This is a genomic window from Streptomyces sp. SID486, from assembly GCF_009865385.1.
Lineage (GTDB): Bacteria > Actinomycetota > Actinomycetes > Streptomycetales > Streptomycetaceae > Streptomyces.
Genome location: NZ_WWJT01000061.1, coordinates 1 through 12670, shown reverse-complemented (window position 1 = coordinate 12670; position 12670 = coordinate 1). Strand labels below are relative to the sequence as shown.

Below are 12670 nucleotides of genomic sequence, written 5' to 3'. Positions count from 1 at the left end.
GTAGGGCGGACGCGGGGGGTGGGGGGTGGGCACTGAGCGGATTCCTTCGGCGCGTGGTGCGTCGGTGCGCGTCGTGCCCGCTCCCACGTCTGCGGGCGAGCGGGGTCGCACCGGGCTCGCACCCTTGCACAACTTCCACACCGGCAACAAGGCGCCCGCCGGACAACGACGGTGGCTGACAGGAAGTCAGGGGACGGCCGGCCTTGCGGTGTCAGATCTGCCAGGAGCGGAGCCGGTCGGCGGCACCGTACACGTCGGTCTTGCCGGAGATCAGGTCGCGGGCCAGGTCGACGAGGGCGCCGTAGGGCGGGTCGATGCCGGCGCCGCTGACGAACATGTAGGCCACGGCGGTCGCGCAGGCGAACCGGGCGTTGGCCGCGGGCAGCGGCTTGAGCACGGCGAGGGTGTGCAGCAGCGCCGCGGCGCGCCAGGCCGGGTCGGAGTCGACGCCGAGCCGGGGCGGGTCCACCCGGTGCCGGGCCACGGCGGCGACCAGCGCGGAGAAGTCGTCCACGGCGGGCTGGTCGGGCAGGACCTCCTCGTGCCGCTGGAGCAGCCACGGGACGTCGATGTGGATGACGGAGGGCATCGCTCAGGCGGCCTCGCCCCTGGCGGGACGCTCGTCGTCGGGGAAGGCCGCGGCGAACTCCTCGGCGTGGCCGGCGAAGAAGCGGCGGAACGCCTCGGCGCCCTCCTGCAGCGCCCGGTGCCGGGCGATGTCGGCGGCGGCGGCCGCACGGACGAGGGCCTTCATCGACGTGCCCCGCTCCTTGGCGATCTGCCGCAGGTCCTCTAGTTCCCGTTCGCTGAACTCCACATTCAGAGCTGGCATGTCCCTCACGGTACCGCGCGGGTACTCGACGGTAAATACCCGCAGGTGGGACCGTGTCCGGCACGGTACCGGCGGGACGACAGGGCCGTGTCCGATTCCCGCCGGTGACACGGCGCGCGGCGCAGCAGACTCGACAGCACGGAACAAGCCGAGGAGGCCCCCCGATGCCGACGCACACCGTCCACGCCGACCCCACCGTCCGTACGACGCACACCCTGCCCGCCACCCCCACCGTCCGTACGACGCACACCTCGCCCGCCACCCCCATCGTCCGTACGACGCACACCCTGCCCGCCACCTCCACTGTCCGCACGGTCCACACCGTCCATCCGAGCCCGCTGGGCGACCTGCTGCTGACCGGCTCCGTGTCTCCGGCCGGTGGCCTCACCCTCACCTCGCTGTCCCTGCCCGGGCAGCGCGGCGCACCAGCGGTCCGCCCCGAGGAGCGCGAGGACCGTCCGTTCGCCGGGGCGCACCGGCAGCTCGACGCGTACTTCGCGGGCCGCCGCACCCGGTTCGGCCTGCGCCTCTCCCCCGCGGGCAGCCCGTTCCAGCAAAGCGTCTGGCGGGCCCTGGACGACGTCCCGTACGGCACGACGACCACCTACGGCGAGCTGGCCGCCCGGCTCGGCCTGCCCCGCGCCGCGATCCGTCCGGTGGGCCGGGCACTCGGCGCGAACCCGCTGCTCCTGCTCCGCCCGTGTCACCGGGTGGTCGGCGCGGACGGCTCGCTGCGCGGCTACGCGGCAGGGGCCGACCGCAAACTGTGGCTGCTCACCCACGAGGGCGCGCTGCCGCCCGCCCTGCTGTGAGGGGCGGAGCCGTGACGCTCACGCTGGCCGAAGCCCGCCGCCGTGCGGACCGCACCGACTGGTCCGCGCTCACGGCCGAGCTGGACGAGCACGGCAGCGCGCCCACCGGGGCGCTGCTGACACCGGCCGAATGCGCGGAACTGGCCGCCCTGTACGACAGACCCGAGCTGTTCCGCACCACGGTCGACCTGGGCCGGCACCGGTTCGGCTCCGGCGAGTACCGCTATCTCACCCATGACCTGCCCGCCCCGGTCGCCGCCCTGCGGGCCGCGCTCTACCCCCGCCTGCTGCCGGTCGCCCGCGACTGGGCGGCCAGGCTGGACCGCCCGGCCCCGTGGCCCGACTCGCTCGACGAGTGGCTCGCGCGCTGCCACGCGGCCGGACAGGACCGGTCGGCGCAGATCCTGCTCAGTTACGGGCCGGGTGACTGGAACGCGCTGCACCGGGACGTGTTCGGCGAACTGGTCTTCCCGCTCCAGGTGGTGATCGCGCTGGACGCGTACGGCACCGACTACACCGGCGGCGAGTTCCTCATGGTCGAGCAGCGCCCGCGCGCCCAGTCCCGGGGCTCGGCGAGCGTGCTGCGGCAGGGGCACGGCCTGGTGTTCACCACCCGCGACCGCCCCGTGCGCACACGCCGCGGCTGGTCGGCCGGGAACATGCGGCACGGGGTGAGCACCGTGCGGTCCGGACGGCGGCGGACCCTGGGCCTGGTCTTCCACGACGCCGCCTGACCCGCCACCGAACCGCCGATCCACCGAACCTCCCAACCACCGCCCCATCCACCCGCCCAACCACCGACCCGCCGATCCGGCGACCCGCGACCCGCCGACCCGCGACCCGCCGATCCGCCGATCCGTCGACCCGGCGATCCGCCGATCCGCCGATGGGGATGCTGGTGGCGCCGGTGGCGCCGGTGGTGTCGTGCCCGGGGCGGGAGAGCTGACCGGCGCCGCGGCCGGGCGGGGTGCGGCCGTCGCGCGCCACGCCGGGCCGTCGTGGTCCGGATGCGCGGCTCGCCGGGGCCGCGAGCGGAGAGCGGCCGGCGTGGCCGTCCCCGCGTCTCCCCCGCATCAGAGCCCAGAACCACTCACAACTTGTCGTCCGCAAACAGATTCTGACGTATTGCCACACGGGATCGCCAAGAGCCCGTCAGCGCCGGGCCACCGCCCGCGCCCGCGATCGGCTGTATTCCCCCTGACCAGGCCCGTGACCGCGGGCGAACGGTCGGCCATGTGGTGCGGGACGGCGTCCACACGAGGGCCGGAAGCACTACGCTGGAACACGGGTGGTGTCACCCGTTCACTGTGAGTGCGCGCTTGGGAGCGGCGACGATGAGCCGGGTCTATCCGTTCGACGATGCGGCCACGGCCAGGGCCGTCATCGGCGACGACGGCACGCTGACGGAGTGGAACGAGGGCGCCCGGCGCCTGCTCGGCCACCCCGCAGACGCCGTCCTGGGCCGCCCCGCCGCCGGCCTGCTGGCCGGCGGCGGCACCCCGGCGCCGCCCCCGGGCTCCCGCTGGCAGGGCACGGTCCGGCTGCGCCACCGGGACGGCCGGATCCTCCCGGTGTGGCTGCTGGCCCACCACCGGCCGCCGCAGGACGGACACCCGGGCGACTGGCTCGTGGTCACCCCGCTCACCGGCGCCGAGCCGCCCGCCGTCCAGGACCCGCTCGCCGAGGCGGGCCTCGTGCAGTCGCCCTGCGCGATCGCCGTGTACGACGAGCGGCTGCGGCTGCGCCGGATGAACGAGGCGATGGCCGCCGTGGTCGGGCTGCCGGAGGAGCGGCTGCGGGGCCTGCGGCTCGCGGAGATCGACGGCAGGGCGCAGAGCGACGAACTGGAACAGGGCCTGCTGCGGGTGCTGACCTCCGGCCTGCCGCTGGACGTGCGGACGTTCCTGCGCACCGACGGGGACGGCCGGGCGCACACCTGGCTCGCCCGGATGGCACCGGTACGCGACGACGCGGGCCGCGTGCGGGGCGTGTGCATGGCCGCGCACGACGTCACCGACAGTCAGCGGGCCCGGCAGCGGCTGCAACTGGTCAACGAGGCCAGCGTGCGCATCGGGAGCACACTCGACGTCACCCGTACCGCGCAGGAACTGGCGGACGTGTGCGTGCCCGCGCTCGCCGACTTCGTCACCATCGACCTGCTGGACCCCCAGGAGTACGGCGGTGAGCCCCCGGCCCGCGTCGTCGCACCGGTACGGCTGCGCCGCGCCGCCCACCGGTCGGTGCTCGACGGCGTACCGGAGGCGGTGATCGGCCCCGGGCAGACCGAGGAGTACCCGGACTTCTCCCCGCAGGCCGACGCGATGACCGCGGGCAGCACCATCGCCACCTCGATGGCGACCGGTGACATGGACCAGTGGCTGACCTGGCACGGCGTACGCGGCGAACGGGTGCGGGAGTTCGGCATCCACTCCTCGATGTCGGTGCCGATCCAGGCGCGCGGGCTGACCCTCGGGGTCGCGGTGCTCACCCGGCACCGGCGCCCGGACTCGTTCACCGCGGACGACGTGCTGCTGGCGGAGGAGATCACCGCCCGGGCCGCCGTCTGCATCGACAACGCCCGCCGCTACTCGCGCGAGCGGGAGACGGCGCTCGCGCTCCAGCGCAGCCTGCTGCCCCGCTCGCTGCCGCGCACGGCCGCCCTGGAGGCGTCCTCCCGCTATCTGCCGGCCGCGCGCGCCGGTGTGGGCGGGGACTGGTTCGACGTGATCCCGCTGTCCGGCATGCGGGTGGCGATGGTCGTCGGGGACGTCGTCGGGCACGGCATCCAGGCGTCCGCCACCATGGGCCGGCTGCGCACCGCCGTACGCACCCTGGCGGACATCGACCTGGCGCCGGACGAGTTGCTGACCCACCTGGACGACCTGGTGCTGCGGCTCTCGGACGAGTCCGGCGGCGAGGGCAGCCCCGGCGAGGTCGGCGCGACCTGCCTGTACGCCGTCTACGACCCGGTCTCCCGCCGCTGCACGATGGCCCGGGCGGGGCATCCGGCGCCCGTGCTGGTGCGCCCGGGCCGCCGGCCGCGCCTGCTCGACCTGCCCGCCGGTCCCCCGCTGGGCCTCGGCGGGCTGCCGTTCGAGTCCGCGGAGGTGGAGCTGCCCGAGGGCACCGTCCTCGCCCTCTACACCGACGGCCTGGTGCTGTCCCGGGAGCGGGACGGGGACGCCAGCCGCGAGTTGCTGTACCGCGCGCTCGCGCAGCACGAGGACTCCCTGGACACGACCTGCGACCGGGTCCTGCACGCCCTGCTGCCCTCCGGCGGCGCCGCCGACGACGTCGCGCTGCTGGTCGCCCGCACCCAGGGGCTGCCCGCCTCCCGGGTCGCCACCTGGGAGGTCCCGGCCGACCCGTCGCTGGTCGCGCCGATCCGCAAGCAGGTGGTGGAGCAGCTGGACGCCTGGTCGCTGAGCGAGGCGTCGTTCACGACGGAGCTGGTGGTCAGCGAGCTGGTCACCAACGCCATCCGCTACGGCGCGCACCCGATCCGGCTCCGGCTGATCCATGACGCGGCCACGCTGATCTGCGAGGTCTCCGACACCAGCCACACCGCCCCGCACCTGCGCCGGGCCAAGATCTTCGACGAGGGCGGCCGGGGCCTGCTGCTGGTCGCCCAGCTCACCCAGCGCTGGGGCAGCAGACACACCCCGGAGGGCAAGACGATCTGGGCCGAGCTGCCGGTGTACGAGGAGGACGAGCCGGGCGGCGGGCAGGACCGGTGCGGGGAAGCGGGCTGACGGGGACCGGCACGTCTCAGGGGGCCGCCAGCCAGGGACGGACCTGCTTGCGGGCCTCGTGCAGACGGGACTTGAGCGTGCCGAGCGGGATCCCGGCGCGCTCGGCGGCCTCGGCGTAGTCCAGCTGGCAGATGTCCCGGTAGACCAACGGCGCCACCAGATGCGGATGCTCCCGCTCCAGGCGGTCCAGGGCCTCCAGCAGGTCCACCCGGGAACCGGCGATCACGCTGGTGGTGCGCGGATCGACGGCGAGCGCGGGCTCGATGGCGGCGGGCTGTTCGGCGGCCCGGCGCTTCAGCTCCCGGTACTTCTGCCGGCAGCAGTTGGCGACGACGGTGTACAGCCAGGTGCCGAAGCGGCTGCGGCCCTCGAAGGCGGAGAGGTGCCGGGCCACCTGGAGGAGCACGTCCTGGGCGGCCTCCTCGGCGTCCTCACGGCAGGGCAGGAAGCGCGCGCAGCGGCGCACGACCTCGGGCCGGATCTCGGCCAGCAGCCGGTCCAGGGCCCCGCTGTCGCCCGCGGCGGCACGCCGGGCGAGGTCTTCCACCGGTGCCTGGTCCTGCACGGAAGGGCCCCCTTCGGGTCGATCTCAGGGCAGGCATGATAGTCGCATGCACTCCCTGGAGCGGATCGGCCGCTACCGCCTCGAACGGCCCCTGGGCACAGGTGCCTTCGCCACCGTGTGGCTGGCCCACGACCCCGAGCTGCAGGCTCCGGTGGCGGTGAAGGTCCTCGCCGAGAACTGGGCGCACCGGCTGGACGTCAGGGAGCGCTTCCTGTCCGAGGCGCGACTGCTGCGCCGGGCGGGTTCCAGCCGGGTGGTGCAGGTCTACGACATCGGGGAACTCCCGGACGGCAGACCGTACTTCGTCATGGAGTACGCCGACGGCGGCACGCTCGCGGATCTGCCGGCGGGCGGCGCGCTGCCGGTGCGGGACGCGCTCACGCTGACGGCCGAGGCCGCCCGCAGCGCCGCCGCGCTGCACGAGGCCGGCATCGTGCACCGGGACATCAAGCCGACCAACGTGCTGCTGCACACCGCTCCGGACGGCACCCGGCGGGTGCTGCTGGCCGACCTCGGCCTGGCCAAGAGTCTCGCCCAGGGCTCCGTGCTGACCCTGGCCGCGGGTTCGGCGGGCTACCAGCCGCCGGAACAGGCCGAGCCCGGTGTGGGCATCGACGAGCGGGCGGACGTCTACAGCCTGGGCGCCGTCGGCTACGAACTGCTCACCGGGACCGTGCCGGGGCAGCCGGGGAAGGTGACGGCACCCCGGCGGCTGCGGCCGGAGCTGGGCGAGGGCGTCGAGCGGGCGCTGCTGCGCGCGCTGGAGCCGGACCGGGCGCGCCGCTGGCCGGGCGCCCTGGCGTTCGCGCAGGAGCTGGACCGGCTGGCGGCGGACCCGTCGGTGCCGCCGGCTCGGCGGCTGGACCGGGTGCGCGGCCGGCTCGGCACCGTGACCCTGGCCGTCGCCGCGGCCCTCGCCGCCGCCGTCGCGGCGGTCACCATGACCGTGGTGCTGCACCGGGGCGGCACCGGCGGCGACGGGGTGCGGGTCGCCGACGCCGACGGGCGGGTGAGCCTGGAGGTGCCGGCCGGCTGGGGCCGCGGGGTACGCGACTCCGGCTGGGATCCGCGGGTGCTCGGACTGCCGTCGGGGCACGAGCCCGGCCTCGTGGTCGCCGACGACCTGTCCCGCTGGCCCGACCTGACGGCGGCTGTGAACGGGGTGTTCGCGGGCATCAGCACGGACGGCGACGTCACCGCCGAGGTCGAGCGGATCGACCACTCCGGATGCCGTTACACGGGCGCCCGTTCCTTCGCCGACGCCGACTGGCACGGACTCGTCCGGTCCTGGCGCGGCTGCCCGGACGGCGGCTCGGTCACCGAGTCCGCGCTGGTCCCCGCGGGCGGCACCGGACAGCCGCAGGTGTACGTGCAGATACGCCGACGGGGCGACGGCGACACCACCGACGCCGTACTCCGTTCGCTTCGGGTGGGCTGAAAAGGGCCTGCCGGGGGCCGGGGCGGGGAAGACAACCCTGCGTGTCCCGAACTTTTCCGGCGCTTCGCGCATCGGACGGTGTTGACGGCGCACCCGGCGCCACAGGCACGCGTCCCGGTCGCGTGCCGTGACCTTCCAGGAGTGTTGAGCGACATGGTGTACACCCCCCGGTCCGCGCGGCGCGGGGCCCTGCTCGTGGGCTCGGTTGCCGTGCTGGGCCTCCTGACCGCCTGCGGCAACGGCACGGACGTCCACGGCAGCCCGCCGGTCACGGCCTCCGGTACGGCCGCGCCCGCGCAGGACGGCAAGAGCGGCTCCGCCTCCGCCCCGGCGTCGACGCCGTCCGACTCCGCTTCCGCCTCCGTCCCCGTGGCGGCCCGCTCCTCGGGCTCCCCGGGCACCCCGGGCGGCGGTACGCCCCCGGCCACGGCACCGACCGCGGCCACGGCCGGCGGCACCCGCTGTCACACCTCTGAACTGCGCGCCTCCGTGGGCCGCAACGACCCCGGCGCCGGCCAGGAGAACTTCCCCGTGGTGCTGACGAACAGGTCCGGCCGCACCTGCACCCTGCGCGGCTATCCGGGCGCCGCCTTCGTGAACGGCTCCGGCGGGCAGCTCGGTGCCGACCCGCGGCGGGAACCCGGCTCCCCGGTGACCGTCACGCTCCGGCCCGGGCAGAGTGCCTGGACCGGCCTGACCTTCTCCAACCCGGGGATCAGCGGGGCGAGGCAGGCCACGCCGTCCGCGCTGCTGGTCACCCCGCCCGACGAGCGGGACCCGTTGAAGGTGGCCTGGTCGGGCGGTCCGGTGCCGGTCGCCGGGAACGCCTCGTCCGTCCGGCTGACGGTGCTCAGCCCCGGCACCGGTCCCTGAGCCGGCGCCCCTCCCCCGTGGACCCCGCTGCGGCACCCCCGAGGCGGCGGGGTTCGTCATGACCGCGCCACAATTGTCACAGAACGGCAACAGGCACCGCCCGCCGCGATCTTTCCCCGCCCCCCGCTCATCGAACCGGTCGACCGCACGGCGAACGGGCTCCGCAGGGGCCACGACCAGGGATCGGGGAGAAGATGAGCGGGATGTCACGCAGGCGGGTGCTCACGGCAGGAGCGGCGGCAGGCGCCCTCGCGCCGCTGGCCGCCTGCTCCGCGGGCACCGGCCTGCGCTCCAGCGCGGCGGAGCCGGTGGACGGCACGGGCACCGCGCAGGTCCGGCCCGGACGGCTGATAGGGGACGGCTCCACCGCCGACACCGGCGCCCAGCCCCACCAGCCGGCGCCGGCCAGGCTGCCGGCGGGCCGCCGGCCCCCGCAGTTCGTGGTGTTCTCCTGGGACGGCGCGGGCGAACTGAGCAGCAGACTGTTCTCCCGGTTCCGCAAGGTGGCCGCGGACCACGGCGCCGGGATGACGTTCTTCCTCAGCGGCATCTACACCCTGCCCGCGTCCAGGAAGCACCTCTACCGGCCCCCGCTGCACCCGGTCGGTGCCTCCGACATCGGCTACCTCGCCGACCGGCACATCCACGCCACGCTCCAGCAGGTGCGCGCGGCCTGGCTGGAGGGCCATGAGATCGGCACCCACTTCAACGGGCACTTCTGCGGCGCGAGCGGGGTGCGCAACTGGTCCCCGGCCGACTGGCGCAGCGAGATCGAGCAGGCGGTGGACTTCGTCACGAAGTGGCGGACCAACACCGGCTTCACCGACCTCGCCCCACTCCCCTTCGACTACGGCAAGGAGCTGACCGGCGGCCGTACCCCGTGCCTGGAGGGCCGGGCGAACCTGCTGCCGACCGCCGCCGCGCTCGGCTGGAAGTACGACGCCAGCTCCCCCGGCGGGCTCCAGGTCTGGCCGGGCAAGGTGCAGGGCGGCCGGATCTGGGACTTCCCGCTGCAGTCCATACCGTTCGCCGGGCACTCCTTCCAAGTGCTCTCGACGGACCACAGCATGATGTCCCACCAGTCCGGCGGCAGCCCGCTCGGCGACCGCGCGCGCCACGACGCCTGGCGCGTCCAGGCCCGCGACACCTACCTGGCCGGTTTCCGGCGGGCCTACGACGGCAACCGCGCCCCCCTCTTCATCGGCAACCACTTCGAACGCTGGAACGGCGGCATCTACATGGACGCCGTCGAGGAGGCCATCGGGCGGATGGCCGCGTACGAGGACGTGCGCTTCGTGTCCTTCAAGCAGCTCGTGGCCTGGCTGGAGGCGCAGGACCCCGCGGTGCTGCGCAAGTTGCGCACGCTGCCGCCCGGGCGGTCCCCGGCCGGCGGCTGGGCGGAGTTCCTGGGCGCGGCGGGCAGCCGGTCGTCGTAGTCCGTTCCCGGGGATCTGTTTTCATGGGCGGGCACACAGTGATCGATTCCGGAAGGACCCGCCCTGAACACCCCGCTCGCCGAGGCCCTGTCCGCCGTTCTGCTGGCCGCCGTGCTGGCCTGGGCCGTCGTACGGCCCTTCGGATGGCCGGAGGCGGTCATGGCCGTCCCCGCCGCCGGGATCGCCGTCGCCACCGGGGCGATCTCGCTCGGCCACGCCCGGGCCGAGGCGGAACGGCTCGGCCCGGTGGTCGGGTTCCTGGCGGCGGTCCTGGTGCTCGCCCACTTCTGCGACGTGGAGGGGCTGTTCCGGGCGTGCGGGGCGTGGACGGCGCGGTGGGCGGCGGGCCGGCCGGTGCGGCTGCTGACGGCGGTGTTCGCGCTGGCGTCGGCCATCACCGCCGTCCTCAGCCTGGACGCGACGATCGTGCTGCTCACGCCGGTGGTCTTCGCCACGGCCGCGCGCACCGGCGTACGGCCCAAGCCCCACGTCTACGCCTGCACGCACCTGTCGAACACCGCGTCGCTGCTGCTGCCGGTGTCCAATCTGACCAACCTGCTGGCGTTCGCGGCGAGCGGGCTGGGCTTCACCCGGTTCGCGGCGCTGATGGCGCTGCCGTGGCTGGCCGCGATCGGCGTCGAGTACCTGGTGTTCCGGCGGTTCTTCGCCCGGGACCTCGCGGCGGCGGCGGCGGCGGAACAGGACACCGGAGAGGCACCGCCCCTGCCGCTGTTCGCGATGGTGACGGTGGGCTGCACGCTGGCCGGGTTCGTGGTCGCGTCGGCGTTCGGCGTCGAACCGGCCTGGGTGGCCGCCGCCGGTGCGCTGGTGCTGGCCGGAAGGGCCCTGGCGCGGCGGAAGGCCACGCCGCTGACGGTGGTGCGGGCGGCGGCCCCCGCCTTCCTCGCGTTCGTGCTGGCCCTGGGCATCGTGGTGCGGGCGGTGGTGGACAACGGGCTCGCGGACGTCCTGGGGGAGGTCATGCCGGGGGGCACGGGGCTGCTCGCACTGCTCGGGACCGCCGCCCTCGCCGCCCTGCTGGCCAACCTGATCAACAACCTGCCCGCGGTGCTGGTCCTGCTGCCGCCGGCGGCGGCCGCCGGGCCCGGCGTGGTGCTCGCGGTGCTGCTCGGGGTGAACATCGGCCCGAACCTGACCTACGCCGGGTCGCTGGCCACGCTGTTGTGGCGGCGGATCGTGCACCAGCACGAGCACGACGTGGACCTCGGGGAGTTCACCCGGCTCGGTCTGCTCGCCGTGCCGTCCTCCCTCGCCGTCGCGGTGGTGGCACTGTGGGGGTCGTTGCAGGTTCTGTAGGGCTGCGGACGGACGGAGGCCGGAGGCATGCGGGTGATCGCCTGGCTGGTGGAGGGCACCTGGCCCGCGTGCGTGGACGCCGTGCGCGACCACGCTCCGGACGGCGCCGAGGTGGTGCTGCTCCACGTGAGCGGACCGGACGTGCCGGCGGTGGCGCACGGTGCCTTCGCCGGGCTGCTGGGGCGCGGCCACCGTGAACGGGACCCGGGTGACCGGCTGGAGACGCTCGGCGGGACGTCGGCGACGGCGCTGCTGGACGCGGCGGCCGAGCGGCTGGGGCGGCCCTGCTCGCGCGAGGAGCGGTCGGGCCGGGTGGAGCGGGAGGTGGTGGCCGCCGCGGCGGGGGCGGGGCTGCTGGTGCTGGCCCGGGACGGGGACCGGTCCCGGCTGGGGCCGAGGAGCCTCGGCCCGGCGGTCCGGTTCGCCGTCGACCACGCGCCGTGCCCCGTGCTGCTGGTGTGGCCGGAACCGGCCCCGGACCTGGGGACGATCCCGCCCCCGCCACCGCACCACCCCTGAGCTGGGGGCGCCGGTGCCGCCTGGCCGGTCACCCTGGCCGGGGGGTGCCGGTGCCGCCTGGCCGGTCACCCTGGCCGGGGGGCGCCGGTGCCGCCTGGCCGGTCCACCCGGGCCGGCGGCGCCGATCCCGCCGGCCCGGCACACCCGGCACAGTCGTGCCGCCGGCCATCTGGCCGTCCGGCCCACCCGGTTCAGTGGTGCCGGTGGCCGCCGGGCCGGTCGTGTCCGCCGCGTCCGCCGCCGAGGCCGCAGTACTCCGGATGCGCCGTGCACAGGTCGCCGCTGACGGCCGGGGAGGGCGCCGGGCCGGACGGGGTCGCCGTCGGCGTCGGCGTCGGCGTCGCGGGTGTCCCGGAGGGCGGTGCGGCCGTGGCGGCGGACGGTTCGGGGCGGGTGACCCGGGGGGCGCGACCGGCCGGCACGGGGGTGCTGCCGCCGTCCCAGTCGACGTTCTCCATGCGCAGGTCCGCGTGGGCGGTGCCGGCGGACGCGGTGTCGATGGACCAGCGCTGAGCGGTGCCCGCGGCACGGGTCTTGAGCACGAGGGCGCCGGAGCCGTCGGTCGCGGCCGGGGTGAGGGCCAGTTCCTGGTTCCAGCGCGGCACCAGGACGCCCTGGAGGGTGAAGTCGTACCGGATGTCGCGGGCGGCCGCGCAGGGGGCCAGGCGGACCGAGTAGCCGAGGTGCGCGTCCAGGCACAGACCGGGGGCGGCGGCACTGCGCAGCGATCCGTCCGCCGCGTAGGTCCACTGCCGGCCCGCGGCGGCGGAGCAGGCGGTGAGTTCGGTCTCGGCGCCCTGCACGGCCCGGCCCCCCACGATCCCGACGCACAGCCCCGAGGTCAGGTTGCGCAGCCGGCCGCGCAGGACACCCCGCGCTCCGGCGTGCGTACCGGCCCAGCCCGCCCCCGGGGGTGAGGCGGTGCCCGTGCCCGGGGTCGCGGAGGGCGTACCGGCGGCGCCCGGCGTGCGAGTGCCGCCGGAGCCCAGCACCGACCACAGCACCAGGGGTAGGAGGACCAGGCCGCTGACGGTGCCGACGGCCAGGGCGAGGTTGCGCCGCCGCGCCCGCCGAGCGGCACGCTGCGCGGTGCTCCGGGAGCCGGGGGCGGGTTCGGCGGCCTCAG

At 75.5% G+C, this 12670-nt stretch carries 12 protein-coding genes; 8 read left to right on the top strand and 4 right to left on the bottom strand.

Annotated features, from left to right (window positions below):
• Positions 1 to 211: 211 nt before the first annotated feature.
• On the bottom strand, positions 212 to 589 hold the full coding sequence (locus tag GT045_RS03200; RefSeq protein WP_161291407.1) for a toxin Doc: 378 nt from the start codon (positions 587 to 589) through the stop codon (positions 212 to 214).
• Positions 590 to 592: 3 nt separating this feature from the next.
• Positions 593 to 832 (bottom strand): hypothetical protein, encoded by a 240-nt coding sequence (locus GT045_RS03195; RefSeq protein ID WP_161291405.1) that lies wholly within the window; start codon positions 830 to 832, stop codon positions 593 to 595.
• 164 nt (positions 833 to 996) lie between these two features.
• Between GT045_RS03195 and GT045_RS03190 the strand changes: the two genes are divergently transcribed.
• The 3 genes from GT045_RS03190 (at position 997) to GT045_RS03180 (ending at position 5396) form a co-directional block, all read left to right on the top strand.
• The gene (locus GT045_RS03190; RefSeq protein ID WP_161333227.1) at positions 997 to 1644 is read left to right on the top strand and encodes a methylated-DNA--[protein]-cysteine S-methyltransferase; all 648 of its coding nucleotides are present in this window, start codon (positions 997 to 999) and stop codon (positions 1642 to 1644) included.
• Between the two features lie 11 nt (positions 1645 to 1655).
• On the top strand, positions 1656 to 2378 hold the full coding sequence (locus GT045_RS03185; protein ID WP_161333226.1) for a 2OG-Fe(II) oxygenase: 723 nt from the start codon (positions 1656 to 1658) through the stop codon (positions 2376 to 2378).
• A 600-nt stretch (positions 2379 to 2978) separates the two neighbouring features.
• Positions 2979 to 5396 (top strand): SpoIIE family protein phosphatase, encoded by a 2418-nt coding sequence (locus tag GT045_RS03180; RefSeq protein ID WP_161333225.1) that lies wholly within the window; start codon positions 2979 to 2981, stop codon positions 5394 to 5396.
• A 16-nt stretch (positions 5397 to 5412) separates the two neighbouring features.
• On the opposite strand, the gene GT045_RS03175 is transcribed toward GT045_RS03180, so the two are convergent.
• On the bottom strand, positions 5413 to 5961 hold the full coding sequence (locus GT045_RS03175; RefSeq protein WP_161297065.1) for an RNA polymerase sigma factor: 549 nt from the start codon (positions 5959 to 5961) through the stop codon (positions 5413 to 5415).
• Between the two features lie 46 nt (positions 5962 to 6007).
• Between GT045_RS03175 and GT045_RS03170 the strand changes: the two genes are divergently transcribed.
• The 5 genes from GT045_RS03170 to GT045_RS03150 all read left to right on the top strand — a co-directional run bounded on the left by GT045_RS03170 (position 6008) and on the right by GT045_RS03150 (position 11544).
• On the top strand, positions 6008 to 7399 hold the full coding sequence (locus tag GT045_RS03170; RefSeq protein WP_161333224.1) for a serine/threonine-protein kinase: 1392 nt from the start codon (positions 6008 to 6010) through the stop codon (positions 7397 to 7399).
• Positions 7400 to 7552: 153 nt separating this feature from the next.
• Complete coding sequence (locus GT045_RS03165) at positions 7553 to 8272, top strand: DUF4232 domain-containing protein (RefSeq protein WP_161288943.1); 720 nt, start codon at positions 7553 to 7555, stop codon at positions 8270 to 8272.
• Positions 8273 to 8466: 194 nt separating this feature from the next.
• The gene (locus GT045_RS03160) at positions 8467 to 9708 is read left to right on the top strand and encodes a hypothetical protein (RefSeq protein WP_202526996.1); all 1242 of its coding nucleotides are present in this window, start codon (positions 8467 to 8469) and stop codon (positions 9706 to 9708) included.
• Between the two features lie 63 nt (positions 9709 to 9771).
• Entirely contained in the window at positions 9772 to 11025 is a 1254-nt protein-coding gene (locus tag GT045_RS03155) for an arsenic transporter (protein WP_202526998.1), read from the top strand.
• A 27-nt stretch (positions 11026 to 11052) separates the two neighbouring features.
• Entirely contained in the window at positions 11053 to 11544 is a 492-nt protein-coding gene (locus GT045_RS03150) for a universal stress protein (protein WP_161333223.1), read from the top strand.
• 191 nt (positions 11545 to 11735) lie between these two features.
• On the opposite strand, the gene GT045_RS03145 is transcribed toward GT045_RS03150, so the two are convergent.
• The coding region (locus GT045_RS03145; RefSeq protein WP_161333222.1) for an RICIN domain-containing protein at positions 11736 to 12670 on the bottom strand (935 nt) is incomplete at its 5' end.

What these genes read in the sequence shown, in the direction of transcription:
- GT045_RS03200 (WP_161291407.1), bottom strand. Translation starts at nt 589, where the DNA reads ATGCCCTCCGTCATCCACATCGACGTCCCGTGGCTGCTCCAGCGGCAC.
- GT045_RS03195 (WP_161291405.1), bottom strand. Translation starts at nt 832, where the DNA reads ATGCCAGCTCTGAATGTGGAGTTCAGCGAACGGGAACTAGAGGACCTG.
- GT045_RS03190 (WP_161333227.1), top strand. Translation starts at nt 997, where the DNA reads ATGCCGACGCACACCGTCCACGCCGACCCCACCGTCCGTACGACGCAC.
- GT045_RS03180 (WP_161333225.1), top strand. Translation starts at nt 2,979, where the DNA reads ATGAGCCGGGTCTATCCGTTCGACGATGCGGCCACGGCCAGGGCCGTC.
- GT045_RS03170 (WP_161333224.1), top strand. Translation starts at nt 6,008, where the DNA reads ATGCACTCCCTGGAGCGGATCGGCCGCTACCGCCTCGAACGGCCCCTG.
- GT045_RS03165 (WP_161288943.1), top strand. Translation starts at nt 7,553, where the DNA reads ATGGTGTACACCCCCCGGTCCGCGCGGCGCGGGGCCCTGCTCGTGGGC.
- GT045_RS03160 (WP_202526996.1), top strand. Translation starts at nt 8,467, where the DNA reads ATGAGCGGGATGTCACGCAGGCGGGTGCTCACGGCAGGAGCGGCGGCA.
- GT045_RS03150 (WP_161333223.1), top strand. Translation starts at nt 11,053, where the DNA reads ATGCGGGTGATCGCCTGGCTGGTGGAGGGCACCTGGCCCGCGTGCGTG.